This window comes from Curvibacter sp. T50 (assembly GCF_057219955.1).
The window spans coordinates 597,608-609,924 of sequence record NZ_JBXVVU010000001.1 but is presented as its reverse complement, the minus strand read 5'-3'; the positions used below and the strand labels follow the sequence as shown (position 1 = coordinate 609,924).

Sequence of the window (12,317 nt, the reverse complement as noted above, 5' to 3'; positions counted from 1 at the left end):
TTCCCACCCCCCTCCACCATGCCCAAGTACCTCATTTCCTTCCCCCGCGCCGCCATGGTCGTGCCGCCGTCCGAGCTGGAAGCCGTCGGCCGTGATGCCCATGCGGTCATCGAGGCGGCCAAGGCGGCGGGTGTGTATGTGTTTGCCGGGGGAATCGACGACGCCGTGCCGCTGGTGCGGGTGTCGGCGGACGGGGCGGTCGCGGCAGCGGTGCCCGGCGCTTGAGGCGCGTCAGCCCGGCGCCAGCCTGCGCTGGCTACACTCGACCGTGCCGGCGGGACAACGCCCGACCGGCCATATTTTTGTCTGTTTTTTCCCGACACGACCATGAAACGACTTGAGAACAAGATTTCCGTCATCACCGGCGCAGCCCAGGGCATCGGCCTGGCCACCGCGCTGAAATTTGCCGCCGAAGGCGCCACCGTCATCGTGTGTGACATGCGCCAGGCCGGTGTGGATGCGGCCGTGGCGCAGTGCCAGGCGCTGGGCGCCACGGCGGCCGGTTTTGTCATGGACGTGACCGACCGCACCATGGTGGACGCGGTGGTGGCGGCGGTGAAAGAGCGCTTCGGCCGCATCGACGTGCTGGTCAACAACGCCGGCATCACCCAAGACGCGCGCCTGCAAAAGATGACGCTGGAGCAGTTTGACCGCGTGATCGACGTGAACCTGCGCGGCGTCTTTCACTGTGCGCAGGCCGTGGCCGACGGCATGATCGCCCAGGGCAGTGGCGTGATCCTGAACGCCAGCTCGGTGGTGGGCCTGTACGGCAATTTCGGCCAGACCAACTACGCCGCCACCAAGTTCGGCGTGATCGGTTTCACCAAGACCTGGAGCCGCGAACTCGGCCCCAAGGGCATCCGCGTGAACGCCGTGGCGCCGGGCTTCATCGCCACCCCCATTCTGGCGAGCATGCCCGACAAGGTAATCCACGGCATGGAAGCCAAGATCCCCATGGGCCGCCTGGGCCGCCCGGAAGAGATCGCCAATGCCTATGCCTTCCTGGCCAGTGACGAAGCCAGCTACATCAACGGCGCCGTGATCGAGGTATCGGGCGGCATCACCCTCTGAACGGGCCCTTGTGACCGGCATCACACTGCGTGCCCCGCACCCCGGCGACATGGGCTGGGTGGTGGAGCAGCACGGCGCGCTGTACGCGCAGGAATACGGCTGGAACGCCGAATTCGAAGCGCTGGTGGCCGAAATTGTGGCCGGCATGATCCGCACCCACGACCCAGCCTGGGAAGCCGGCTGGATTGCCGAGCGCCCCGCCCCCGGCGGCGCCGAACGCCTGGGCAGCGCCTTTGTGGTGCGCAAGAGCGAGGGGGTGGCCCAGCTGCGGCTGGTGCTGGTACGACCCGAGGCCCGCGGCATCGGCCTGGGTGCGCAGCTCACCGACCGCTGCCTGGCTTTTGCCCGCACCAAAGGCTACCGGCAGATGGTGCTGTGGACCAATGCCAACCTGCTGGCGGCGCGCGCCCTGTACGGCCGCCGGGGTTTCCGGCTCACGGCCAGCGAGCCCTATCACGGCTATGGGCATGACCTGGTCAGCGAGACCTGGAAATTGGACTTGTGAGCCGGACCGTGTCCATGACGCTGCCACGGGGATAATCGCCGGATGCCCCTGGACTCCCGCCCCGGCACCGCCTCGGATACCGCCGCCATCTCGCCTCTGTCACCTCCCCCGCCCAACCACCCGCGCTCCCACGCCGACCTGTTCTGGTCGTTCACCTGGCTGGCCCTGCAGGGCTTTGGCGGGGTGCTGGCCGTGGTGCAACGGGAGCTGGTGGAAAAAAAGCGCTGGATGACGCGCGAGCAGTTTGTCGAAGACTGGGCGGTGGCCCAGATCATGCCCGGCCCCAACGTGGTGAACCTGTCGATGATGATCGGCGGGCGGTGTTTGGGGCTGTCGGGCGCGCTGGCGGCGCTGGCCGGCATGCTGACCGCACCGCTGGTGGTGGTGCTCATCGTGGCCGTACTGTTTGCGGGCGTGGCGGACACACCGGCTGCCCAGGGCGCGCTGCGCGGCATGGGCGCGGTGGCGGCGGGCCTGATCACCGCCACCGGCCTGAAACTCATCGGTGCGCTGGGCAAGAACGCGATGGGCTGGGGCGCCTGCATCGGCTTTGCGGTCGCCACGTTTGTCGCGGTGGCGCTGCTGCGCTGGCCACTGGCCTGGGTGCTGCTCGGCCTGGGCAGTCTGGCCTGCGGCTGGGCCTGGGTGAAGCTGGGCGCGGCTGGCGGAGGGGCATCGGCATGACTCTGAGTTTCGCCGCCGCGGACTGGCTGGCCCTGTTCACCCACTTCCTGACGCTGTCGCTGCTGGCGGTGGGCGGCGCCATCACCACCGCGCCCGACATGCACCGCTACCTCGTCACCGACCAGCGCTGGCTGACCGAGGCGCAGTTCACCTCGTCGATTGCGCTGGCGCAGGCCGCACCCGGCCCGAACGTGCTGTTTGTGGCGCTGATGGGCTGGAACGTCGGCCTGAACGCCGGCGGCGGCCTGGGTGCAGGCTGGCATGCGGCGGTGCTGGGACTGGCGGGGGTGGGCGTTGCCATGGCCGGCATCCTGCTGCCGTCGTCGGTGCTGACCTACAGCGCGACCCAGTGGGCGCACCGCAACCGCGAGCTGCGCGCGGTGCGCGCCTTCAAGACCGGCATGGCGCCGGTGGTGATTGCGCTGCTGATCGCCACCGGCTGGCTGCTGACCGCCACCCACAACCAGCCCGCCCGCGACTGGCCTCTGTGGCTGCTGACCGCCGCCAGCGCGCTGATCGTCTGGCGTACCAAGGTGCACCTGCTGTGGCTGCTGGGCGCCGGGGCGGTCGCGGGGGTTCTGGGCTGGGTGTAAGGCCCACGGTCGGCGAAATTTATCGAAAAGTGCCGATACCCAGCGTAAAAAGGTCGCCTTTTGCTATCTAATCGATAGTTAACGGATGCGCGACGGTGGCGCGGTCGACGCTCAGCGCGGATTCTCGAAAAACAAGCAGGTCGCGAAATCGCTGACCTCAAAGTACACCTTCTTTTCGGTCGGGTCGACCTGGAAGTTCAGGTTTTCGTCGAGCACGCCGTACCCGAAGTGGTAGGCGCGGGGCTTGCCGTCGTCCGTACCCAGCGCGGTGCTGACCTTGTCCACCTTCAGAAAGCGGCGCACCACCTTGTCACCGGCGTAGATTTCCATCACGCCGCTGGTGTCGGTCCAGTTCCGGATGTCACGGCTGCTTGCGTTGTCCGGCAGCTGCTCCGGGGCCGCTCGGCACCTGCCAGGGCAGAAATTCGCCGGACCAGACCAGTGCGGGCGGGTCGATGTCAAGGTTGAGGGCCGCTCGCCTTCCCCATCGAATGATCTGCCAGGCCAGATTCGTCCAATACCGTAATCCGGCCGAATTCAACTTTTACCAGGCCCCGGTGCGCAAGGGAGTGCAAGGATTTGTTCACCGTCTGACGCGAGAGCCCGACGAGGTTCGCGAGTTCCTCCTGGGTAAGTCGAATGTTTCTGAGTCCATCCCAGAAGAGCCGCCCGAGGTAGAGCGCGACCCGCTGTTCAGGAGAACGCGTTCGGCCAGCCTCAATGATCGCCATTGCCTGCCCGAGTCGCCGGTTCATTTGGGACACCAGGCTGTAGTTGAACGGAAGACTCGTCAGGCGCAATTCATTGAACAACGCGTTCGGAACGCAAAGAATTTCGGTCTCCCGCAAGGCAATCACATCGTACCGGCGGGCCTCCGCTTTCAATACCGTGCCTTCTCCGAACCATTCTCCGGCGGGAACCCCAAGAAAGACAGATAAATCACCATCAGTCGAACAACTTTGAAGCTTGACCAACCCGGAAAGAACAGCATACCAACCACTCGTCTTTTCACCGGCAGGAAGCAAAACATTGTTCTTGTCACCCGCCAGCGTTGAAACCTCGGAAAAAATCCTTTCCCGGAGATCTGCTGGCACCGTTGCAAACCAAGGCTGGGCCGCCAGAAATTGATGGGCGAATGCTCTTCCGATCATCATTGGGTGATCTTAACGTGCAACCGAAGAATCAGCGCGTCGTTTGAAAGACAGCGCTTGTCCATCGGCCGACAGGTGATGCCGCCATGCCGACATAAATTGCGATGCGGGCCGAAACGATCGACAGTCGATCCTCATTCAAACTATGAGGCGACACCATGGCGATATCCCTGCGCATCTTTATCGGTTTTATTATCTCCGTGGCCTTGGGTATGTCCGGCGCGTATGCGATGCCGACAGAATCAGGAGTCAGCGAATCGGAGATAGTGATCGGTCAATCACTGGGCTTGACTGGACCCCTGGCTGAACTGGGTGTGGAAATTTCGAACGGTTCACGAGCATACATTGAAGCGTTGAACGAAAAAGGAGGCATAAATGGCAGAAAAATCCGTCTCGTAACGCTTGATGATGGCTACGTGCCAGCCAATACCTTTAAAAACGTTGAACGCCTTCTGGAGCAGGATAAGGTTTTTGCATTGCTCAATATCATGGGTACCCCCAACAGCGCCGCCGTCATGCCGCTGATTGACAAGACGGGTATCCCATTATTTTCGCCGTTGACAGGGGCTGAAATCGTACGGACGCCCTTCCGGGCGAATGTTTTCAACATCCGCGCAGGTTATCGGGATGAAATAGAAAAACTGGTGCGGCACCTGCAAACCATTGGCGTAAGCCGTATTGCCGTGGTCAGTCAGGAAAACAGCTTCGGCAAGGAGGGCCTTGCCGCAGTTGAATCATCGATGAATGCACGCGGAATCAAACCGTGGGCGAATGCGTCAATCAAGACGGACGCCTCTGACGCCAACGAGGCCGCGAGCCATATCGCCAAGTCACGGCCAAACGCCATTATCCTCATTACAGCCGGCCGGGCAACGAACGAGCTTATCAAAGCTTACAACCGCATTGCAAAAGGCGCTCAATTTTACACCCTGTCGGTAATGGGTGCTCAATCGAATATTAAAGCACTTGGAAAAGACGGAGTGGGAACAGTTGTTGCGTCGGTAGTTCCTTTTCCCTGGAGTCATGCCAGCCCGTTGGCCAAGGAATACCGTGCTGCGATGCACAACATCGGAGTGACCGAATATTCGTTCGTAAGCTTCGAAAGCTATATAAATGCGCGCGTACTGGTGGAGGCGCTACGAAGATCCGGGAAAGAGCTGACGCGCCAAAGATTCATCAGTGCTGCCGAGAACATCTCAGGATTCAACCTCGGCGAATTTGGAGTGAATTTTTCGAAAGACTCTCGGCAAGGCTCCAGATACGTGGAACTCACGATTATCGGGGCGAGTGGTCGGTTTATACGGTAAACGAATCAGCCTCGTAGTTTTCGGTTGACCCGGTCTTGGAAGTCAGCCTTGCATCGGGCTCAGCCTGGCAACTGGTCACTCGGATCGCGTGAAGTCCCGGGTCAAACTCGGGGGGTCTTTGGCCCGGAAGAGGGGCGCTTCAGCGCGGATTTTCGAAGAACACGTAGGTCGCGAAATCGCTGACCTCAAAGTACACCTTCTTTTCGGTCGGATCGACCTGGAAGTTCAGGTTTTCGTCGAGCACGCCGTACCCGAAGCGGTAGGCGCGGGGCTTGCCGTCGTCTGTGCCCAGCGCGGTGCTGACCTTGTCCACCTTCAGAAAGCGGCGCACCACTTTGTCACCGGCGTAGATTTCCATCACGCCGTTGGTGCCGGTCCAGTTCTGGATGTCGCGGCTGATCTTGTTCTGCTGCTCCTGGGTGCAGGCTGACAGCAAAAATAACGCGATACCCACCGTGAACAGGTGTTTGTTTGCTCTCATTTTGGTTGCAATTCTACGGGTGAAGAAAGGGTTTCAGGGCGACAGCAGGGCGGGCAGCAGCGTGGCCGCCGTGCCGCGCAGCACCACATCGGCCACGGGGTCGAGTTCGCTTGGCTCGGGGTTGACCACCACCACCCTCGCGCCGGCCTGGTGGGCGGTGAAGGCCAGGCCGGCCGCCGGGTAGACCGCGCCCGAGGTGCCCACCACCAGCATCAGCGCACAGGTCCGGGCGGCGGTTTCGGCGTCGCGTAGTGCCTGCTCGGGAAGGAATTCACCAAACCAGACCACCGCGGGGCGGCGCAGGTTGCCACACGCCGGGCAGGCCGGCGGACAGGCGTCTGTCAGGGTGCCAGCGGCCACGCTGGCGTCGCAGCAGGCGCGCGGGCTGTCCAGCCAGCGGTCTTCGGCCAGATTGCCGTGCAGCGCCAGCACGCCAGGGCTGCCGGCGGCCTGGTGCAGACCGTCGACGTTCTGGGTGATCAGCGTCAGGCGGCCCGGCTCGCGGGCCTGGAAGGTGGCCAGCGCGCGATGGCCGGCGTTGGGCTCCACCCCCGCCACTGCGGCGCGGCGGCTGGCGTACCAGTCCCAGACCTGTTGGGGCCGGGCGCGGAATGCGGTTTCGGTGGCGAGTTCTTCCGGCCGGAAATGTGCCCACAGCCCGGTGAGCGCGTCGCGAAAGGTGGGCACACCGGATTCGGCGCTCATGCCGGCGCCGGTCAGCACGGCGATGGGGCGGGACAACTGCACGGCTTCACGCACCCAGTCGCGCACCCTGCCGAGATCGGCGCCGGGCGGTTCAGGCAGGGAGGAATGCGTCATGGCCGGAGGGTGCGCCCGCCTTCAGCCGCGCTGGCGCAGTGCCTCGTACAGGCACACGCCGCTGGCCACCGACACGTTCAGGCTTTCCACCGCGCCTTTCATCGGAATGCCGACGAGTTCGTCGCAGGTTTTGCGGGTGAGCTGGCGCATGCCGTCGCCTTCGGCCCCCAGCACCAGGGCCACCGGGCCTTTCAGATCCACCTGGTACAGGGTTTTCGGCGCGTCGTCGCTGGTGCCGATGATCCAGATGTTGCGTTCCTTGAGTTCGTTCAGCGTGCGCGCCAGGTTGGTGACCATGAAATACGGCATGGTCTCGGCCGCGCCGCTGGCCACCTTGGCCACGGTGGCGTTGATGCCGGCGGCATGGTCCTTGGGGGCAATCACCGCGTGCGCGCCGGCGCCGTCGGCCACGCGCAGGCAGGCGCCCAGGTTGTGCGGGTCGGTGATGCCATCCAGCACCAGCAGCAGCGGCGCGATGCCTTTGGCTTCCAGGCCTTCGAGCAGTTCGTCCAGCGAGGTCACCTGCGCCACCGGCTCCACCCGCGCGGCCACGCCCTGGTGGCCGTGGCTGCCGGCCAGCTTGGCCAGGCGAAGGCTGTCGGCCTCGATCAGGCGCACGCCCGCTTCCTTCACCCGTTCGATGAACTGCCGCATGCGCGCGTCGCGGCGGGTGGGCTCGAAATAGATCTCGACGATGGATTGCGGCGCGGTTTTCAGGCGCACGCCCACGGCGTGAAAGCCGAACAGGACTTTGGGGGCAGACATCGCCGCATTATCGACCGGCCAAGCTCCCTAAAGTGACGTGGCCCCGGGGTTTTGGCACCGCCCGGGCCCATACTGGAACGCCTGTCTCCGAACCACTCCAAGGAAACCCATGAAAGTCTGCCCCATCGCCATTGCCGTCGGTTGCGCCAAGTGTCCTGTCGTCAAAGTCTGTCCGCTCAAGGGGGTGCTGGGCGATGCGCCGCCGCGCGCCGCCGAGACGCCGAACGAAAAGCCGGTGGCGGCACCCAAGGCCGGCAGCGGCAAAAGCAAGGCCGGATCGCGTCCGACGGCCAGGACGGCCGCCAAATCGCCCGCCCGCAACGGGAAATCTGCCAGGTCAGCGTCATCGCGACCGACTTGAGGCAAGCGATCAACTCCTGATTCAATAGCTAAAGAGCACCTTTTTACGCTAGGTATCTGCTCTTTCTGTTGCAAATCGCTCAGTCGGAGGCAATCTGGCCTGCTTCGATGGTGATGCGGCGCTCGCAGCGGGCGGCAATGGCGCGATCGTGGGTCACCAGGACCAGCGTGGTGCCCTGTTCGCGATTGAGGTCAAACATCAATTCCATGACCTTTTCGCCGGTGGCGAAATCCAGGCTGCCGGTGGGTTCGTCCGCCAGGAGGACCGCCGGCTGCACAACAAAGGCGCGTGCCAACGCCACGCGCTGCTGCTCGCCACCGGAGAGCACCTTCGGATAGTGGCCCAGGCGTTCGCCCAGGCCCACACGGGCCAACATCTCCCGTGCGGCGCTGCGGGCATCGCGGCGGCCGGCCAGTTCCAGCGGCAACATCACGTTCTCCAGCGCGTTCAGGTTGCCCAGCAACTGAAAGCTCTGGAACACAAAACCCACCTTGCGGGCGCGCAGCGCGGCACGTTCGTCTTCAGAGCGGGCGAACAGGTCCTCGCCGTCAAGGCGCACGGTTCCCCGCGTGGGGGTGTCCAGGCCGGCGATGATGGACAGCAGCGTGCTTTTCCCCGAGCCCGACGCCCCCACAATGGCGGCCGTTTCCCGGGGGGCCAGGGCAAAGTCGATATCGCGCAAAATGTCGAGCGTGCCGGTGGAGTCGGTAACCGACTTGAAGACATGTTCGACGGCAATGATGGAAGCAGACATGCAGGGACTTTCCTTGAGACGACGACACTGTAGCGTGCTGGCCCTTGCCGCCGCCGGACTGTGGGTTTGGCCGGGCCTTTGCGCCGCGCAGGCGCGTGCCGCGCCGCCTGCGCGCACCGTGCTGGTGGTGGGTGATTCGCTCAGCGCCGAATACGGTCTGCGCCGGGGCAGCGGATGGGTGGCGTTGCTCGAGCAGCGCCTGGCCAGGGACAAGATCCGCGCCACCGTGATCAACGCCAGTATCAGCGGCGACACCACGTCGGGAGGGCGCTCGCGGCTGCCCGCATTGCTGGTGCAGCACAAGCCGGCGGTGGTGATCATCGAGCTCGGTGGCAATGATGCACTGCGCGGTTTGCCGTTGGAGATGACCCGCGACAACCTCCTGACCATGACCACCGCCGCCCAACAGGCCGGTGCCCGGGTGCTGCTGCTGGGCATGCAGGTGCCGCCCAACTACGGCGCCGACTACGCGCAGCGGTTTTCGGCGCTGTTTGCCGCGGTCGCGCGCGAGCGCAAGGCGGCACTGGTGCCGTTTTTCCTCAAGGGCGTGGCCGACCAGGCGGATGCGACCGCCCTGTTCCAGGCCGATCGCATCCACCCCAGAGAAGAGGCCCAGCCGGTGATGCTGGCCACCGTATTGCCGGCGCTGTTGCCGCTGCTGCGACCATGAGCGTTTTTACTGTGACGCCGGCCGAGGCCGTGGAGCGCCTCGCCGCGTTTTCCGCGGTGATCGATGCGCGCAGCGAGGCCGAACATGCGCTGGACCACCTGCCCGGCGCGGTCAATTGGCCCTCCCTCAACAATGCCGAGCGCATTGAAGTGGGCACGATGTACAAACAGGTCAGTCCGTTTGAGGCGCGCAAGCGCGGCGCGGCGCTTGTTGCCCGCAACATTGCGGCCCATATTGAACGGGAAGTCCAGGACAAACCGAAAAACTGGCAACCGCTGGTGTACTGCTGGCGTGGCGGCCAACGCAGCCATTCGCTGGCGTTGGTGCTGGGGCAAATCGGTTTTCGGGTGGCGTTGCTGGAGGGCGGCTACAAGGCGTTTCGCGGTCTGGTCATTGCCCAAACCCCCGAACTGGCCGCCAGGCTGTCGTGGCGTGTGGTGTGCGGGCCAACCGGTTCGGGAAAAACCCGCTTGTTGGCGGCACTGGCGGAAGCCGGCGCCCAGGCGCTGGATCTGGAGGCGCTGGCGTGCCACCGCTCCTCGGTGCTGGGTCGGATGCCCGGGCAGCCGCAACCGTCCCAAAAGCATTTTGAAACTCGCCTGTGGCAGGCGCTGCGCCAGTTTGACCCGTCGCGGCCGGTCTATGTCGAGGCAGAAAGCCGCAAGGTAGGCAACCTGGCGGTGCCAGGTGCGCTGATGGAGGCCATGCGCGCGGCGCCGTGCCTGAGCATGGAGTTGCCCGACGACAACCGGGTCGCGCTGCTGCTGGAAGACTACGCGCATTTCACCGACGACCCCACCCTTTTTCAGCGGCGGCTGGAAGTGCTGCGCCCCCGCTGTGGCCATGAGGTGGTGTCGCGATGGCAGGCGCTGGTGCAGGCCGGCGCGTTTGCCCAGGTCGTGCGCGAGTTGCTGACCGAACACTACGACCCGGGGTACGCGGCCTCCACCCGGTCGCACTTCGTGCAGTTTGCCGGCGCCCGAAGCTGGCTGGCAACAGACCATTCGCCCGGCGCCATGCGCTCACTGGCGCAACAGATCCTGGCGGGGGAAAGTCCATGAGAAAAAGCCTCGCCGTGGTCGGAACCGCACTGGCCGCCGCCCTTGCCTACCTGCTGGCCTGGCCGGTGCCCATCGAGCCGGTTGCGTGGGCGGCCCCTTTGCCGCCGGGGTATGCCGGCCCTCACGCGGTCAACCAGCGACTGGCGGGTCTCAAGAGCATTTCGCTCGGCAATGACGAGGGACCGGAGCACATTGTCCTGGGCCCGGACGGCTGGCTCTACACCACCGTAGCCAGCGGCGCCATTGTGCGGATGGCACCTGACGGCAGCCAGCGCGAGGTGTGGGCACGTACCGGCGGTCGGGTGCTGGGTTTCGACTTCGACTCGGCAGGCAATCTGATCGCGGCCGATGCGTTTCGCGGGTTGTTGTCCATTGCGGCCGGCCCCGACCGCGCGGTGCGGGTGCTGGCCGACACGGTCACGGTGGACGGGAAGCCGGACCCGATCCGCTATGCCGACGCGGTGGTGGTGGCGCCGGACGGACGCATGTATTTCAGCGACGCATCGACCCGCTTCGCGCCGGCGCAATGGGGCGGCACCTTCGAAGCCAGTGTGCTGGACATTCTGGAGCAACGTGCAACCGGCCGCGTGCTGGTGTACGAACCGGAAAGCGGGCGCACCCGGGTGATGGCCGCCGGGCTGAGTTTTGCCAACGGTGTGGCCCTGACGGCGGACGCCCGACACCTCCTGGTGGCCGAAACCGGACGTTACCGCGTCTGGAAAATTGCCATCGACGCCCGCGACCTGGATCTGAGCCGTGCCTCACCCAAGGCACAGGTTTTGCTGGACAACCTGCCCGGCTACCCCGACAACCTGATGCGGGGTCTGGATGGCAAGACCTGGATGGGCTTTGCCAAACCGCGCAATGCCGTCGTCGACCGGATGGCAGCGTACCCGTGGCTGCGCAGTCTGACCTTGCGCCTGCCCCGCGCACTGTGGCCGATACCGCCGGCCTACGGGCATGTGGTCGCGTTTGATGACAACGGGCGCATCCTTGCCGATCTGCAGGACCCCAGTGGTGCCTACCCTGAGACCACGGCGGTCACGGAAACCGCCGACCGACTGTACATCCAGAGTCTGCATGCCCGTAGCCTGGGCTGGATGCCACGGCCGGGAGCAGGTGCCTGTCCGCTGGACGGGGTGGCGGCGGGCGCGTCGTCCGCAGCAAAGCCGGTTCAGCCCGCGGCGGCTTCTTCTGGCGCCTCCTGCCAGCGCACGGTGGCACGATAGGCGTGCCAGGTGGCATGGCCCAACCAGGGCCCGACCACCAGCAGTCCGGCGCCCCAGGGCAGCAGGGCAGCCACCACCAGGCTGGTAATCAGGAAACCCCAGATCAGCAAGACGCCGGGATTGCTGAAAACCACACGAATACTGGTGATGGCCGCAGAAATGGCGTCTTTGTCACGGTCGAGAATCATCGGAATCGACACCACGGCGGTGGAGAACACCAAGGCGGCAAAAACACTGCCCACCCCGATGTAGACCAGGACAAACTCCAGGTTGTCGGGGTTGAAGACCGCGTCCATGACACCGGCGGTCGAGGGCATGCCGGTATTGAAAAACACCGCAAACACCACCAGCGAAGCACGGCCCCACAGCAGTTCCAGAACAATCAGGATCAGGACCAGCAGCGCCATGCTGCGCACATGGGGCGCCCAGCAAAACAAGGTGTGGCCCAGTGCGACCGCTTCGCCACTTTCGCGACGGCGGCTTGCTTCGTACAGGCCCATGGCGAGAAACGGCCCGACCAGAAGGCAGCCGGAAGCGATGGACATCACGTATTCCGGCTTGGTACGAAAAACAACACCCAAAATGAGTGCCATGCCCCAGAAGCAGGCACCGTAGAACAGTGCATGGGCCGGATGGGCGCGGAAATCGGCCCAGCCGGCGCCCAGCCAGTGAAAGGGTGCGCCGGTTGTCAGTTCCTGCATCAGGGCCTGCGGGCCGACCGGTGGCGGCGGAATGTAAGGGGTGACAGCCGGATCAGAGGCCCCAGAGGGCCCAGCGGTGGACGGATCAGGGTTCGCGACAGGCGGGAGGGACTGCATGGAAACGGCGGCCTCGTCTTTGAGAAAGATCAAAGCTGAGGATAGACC

Annotated in this window: 17 protein-coding genes; 10 read left to right on the top strand and 7 right to left on the bottom strand. The window is 64.6% G+C overall.

Annotation, left to right across the window (positions count from 1 at the left end; translation table 11 throughout):
• Positions 1–18: 18 nt before the first annotated feature.
• The 5 genes from AC2EBU_RS02910 to AC2EBU_RS02890 all read left to right on the top strand — a co-directional run bounded on the left by AC2EBU_RS02910 (position 19) and on the right by AC2EBU_RS02890 (position 2,853).
• The gene (locus tag AC2EBU_RS02910) at positions 19–225 is read left to right on the top strand and encodes a hypothetical protein (RefSeq protein WP_484608882.1); all 207 of its coding nucleotides are present in this window, start codon (positions 19–21) and stop codon (positions 223–225) included.
• A 102-nt stretch (positions 226–327) separates the two neighbouring features.
• Positions 328–1,071, top strand: coding sequence for a 3-oxoacyl-ACP reductase FabG (fabG, locus tag AC2EBU_RS02905; protein ID WP_484608881.1), 744 nt, complete (start codon positions 328–330; stop codon positions 1,069–1,071).
• A gap of 10 nt (positions 1,072–1,081) precedes the next feature.
• On the top strand, positions 1,082–1,576 hold the full coding sequence (locus tag AC2EBU_RS02900) for a GNAT family N-acetyltransferase (protein WP_484608880.1): 495 nt from the start codon (positions 1,082–1,084) through the stop codon (positions 1,574–1,576).
• Between the two features lie 42 nt (positions 1,577–1,618).
• A complete protein-coding gene (locus AC2EBU_RS02895) occupies positions 1,619–2,260 on the top strand; it encodes a chromate transporter (RefSeq protein ID WP_484608879.1) in 642 nt (213 codons plus the stop codon).
• Entirely contained in the window at positions 2,257–2,853 is a 597-nt protein-coding gene (locus AC2EBU_RS02890) for a chromate transporter (RefSeq protein WP_484608878.1), read from the top strand. The genes AC2EBU_RS02895 and AC2EBU_RS02890 overlap by 4 nt, the downstream gene beginning before the upstream one ends.
• A gap of 111 nt (positions 2,854–2,964) precedes the next feature.
• Here the strand turns inward: AC2EBU_RS02890 and AC2EBU_RS02885 are convergent, their stop codons facing one another.
• Together AC2EBU_RS02885 and AC2EBU_RS02880 are read right to left on the bottom strand one after the other, a co-directional pair.
• A complete protein-coding gene (locus tag AC2EBU_RS02885; protein ID WP_484608877.1) occupies positions 2,965–3,186 on the bottom strand; it encodes a hypothetical protein in 222 nt (73 codons plus the stop codon).
• A gap of 125 nt (positions 3,187–3,311) precedes the next feature.
• Complete coding sequence (locus tag AC2EBU_RS02880) at positions 3,312–4,007, bottom strand: Crp/Fnr family transcriptional regulator (protein ID WP_484608876.1); 696 nt, start codon at positions 4,005–4,007, stop codon at positions 3,312–3,314.
• A gap of 155 nt (positions 4,008–4,162) precedes the next feature.
• Between AC2EBU_RS02880 and AC2EBU_RS02875 the strand changes: the two genes are divergently transcribed.
• Complete coding sequence (locus AC2EBU_RS02875; protein WP_484608875.1) at positions 4,163–5,311, top strand: ABC transporter substrate-binding protein; 1,149 nt, start codon at positions 4,163–4,165, stop codon at positions 5,309–5,311.
• Between the two features lie 139 nt (positions 5,312–5,450).
• Here AC2EBU_RS02875 and AC2EBU_RS02870 read toward each other — a convergent pair whose 3' ends face one another.
• From AC2EBU_RS02870 to rlmB, 3 genes are read right to left on the bottom strand one after another with little or no spacing between them, the layout of a single operon-like run.
• A complete protein-coding gene (locus AC2EBU_RS02870; RefSeq protein ID WP_484608874.1) occupies positions 5,451–5,792 on the bottom strand; it encodes a hypothetical protein in 342 nt (113 codons plus the stop codon).
• A gap of 33 nt (positions 5,793–5,825) precedes the next feature.
• Positions 5,826–6,611 carry an SIR2 family NAD-dependent protein deacylase gene (locus tag AC2EBU_RS02865; protein WP_484608873.1) on the bottom strand — a complete coding sequence of 262 codons (786 nt, stop codon included), beginning with the start codon at positions 6,609–6,611 and terminating at the stop codon, positions 5,826–5,828.
• Positions 6,612–6,632: 21 nt separating this feature from the next.
• Positions 6,633–7,376 carry a 23S rRNA (guanosine(2251)-2'-O)-methyltransferase RlmB gene (gene rlmB / locus AC2EBU_RS02860; RefSeq protein ID WP_484608872.1) on the bottom strand — a complete coding sequence of 248 codons (744 nt, stop codon included), beginning with the start codon at positions 7,374–7,376 and terminating at the stop codon, positions 6,633–6,635.
• Between the two features lie 109 nt (positions 7,377–7,485).
• On the opposite strand from rlmB, the gene AC2EBU_RS02855 reads away from it, so the two are divergent.
• Positions 7,486–7,737, top strand: coding sequence for a hypothetical protein (locus AC2EBU_RS02855; protein WP_484608871.1), 252 nt, complete (start codon positions 7,486–7,488; stop codon positions 7,735–7,737).
• A gap of 79 nt (positions 7,738–7,816) precedes the next feature.
• Here the strand turns inward: AC2EBU_RS02855 and AC2EBU_RS02850 are convergent, their stop codons facing one another.
• Complete coding sequence (locus AC2EBU_RS02850) at positions 7,817–8,491, bottom strand: ABC transporter ATP-binding protein (RefSeq protein ID WP_484608870.1); 675 nt, start codon at positions 8,489–8,491, stop codon at positions 7,817–7,819.
• Here AC2EBU_RS02850 and AC2EBU_RS02845 point away from each other — a divergent pair.
• From AC2EBU_RS02845 to AC2EBU_RS02835, 3 genes are read left to right on the top strand one after another with little or no spacing between them, the layout of a single operon-like run.
• Entirely contained in the window at positions 8,490–9,161 is a 672-nt protein-coding gene (locus AC2EBU_RS02845) for an arylesterase (protein WP_484608869.1), read from the top strand. The two genes, AC2EBU_RS02850 and AC2EBU_RS02845, sit on opposite strands and share 2 nt — an antisense overlap.
• Complete coding sequence (mnmH, locus tag AC2EBU_RS02840) at positions 9,158–10,222, top strand: tRNA 2-selenouridine(34) synthase MnmH (RefSeq protein ID WP_484608868.1); 1,065 nt, start codon at positions 9,158–9,160, stop codon at positions 10,220–10,222. The genes AC2EBU_RS02845 and mnmH overlap by 4 nt, the downstream gene beginning before the upstream one ends.
• On the top strand, positions 10,219–11,451 hold the full coding sequence (locus AC2EBU_RS02835) for an SMP-30/gluconolactonase/LRE family protein (protein ID WP_484608867.1): 1,233 nt from the start codon (positions 10,219–10,221) through the stop codon (positions 11,449–11,451). Before mnmH ends, AC2EBU_RS02835 begins: the two co-directional genes overlap by 4 nt.
• Here the strand turns inward: AC2EBU_RS02835 and AC2EBU_RS02830 are convergent.
• Positions 11,397–12,269 carry a DUF2189 domain-containing protein gene (locus AC2EBU_RS02830; RefSeq protein ID WP_484608866.1) on the bottom strand — a complete coding sequence of 291 codons (873 nt, stop codon included), beginning with the start codon at positions 12,267–12,269 and terminating at the stop codon, positions 11,397–11,399. The two genes, AC2EBU_RS02835 and AC2EBU_RS02830, sit on opposite strands and share 55 nt — an antisense overlap.
• Positions 12,270–12,317: the final 48 nt, after the last annotated feature.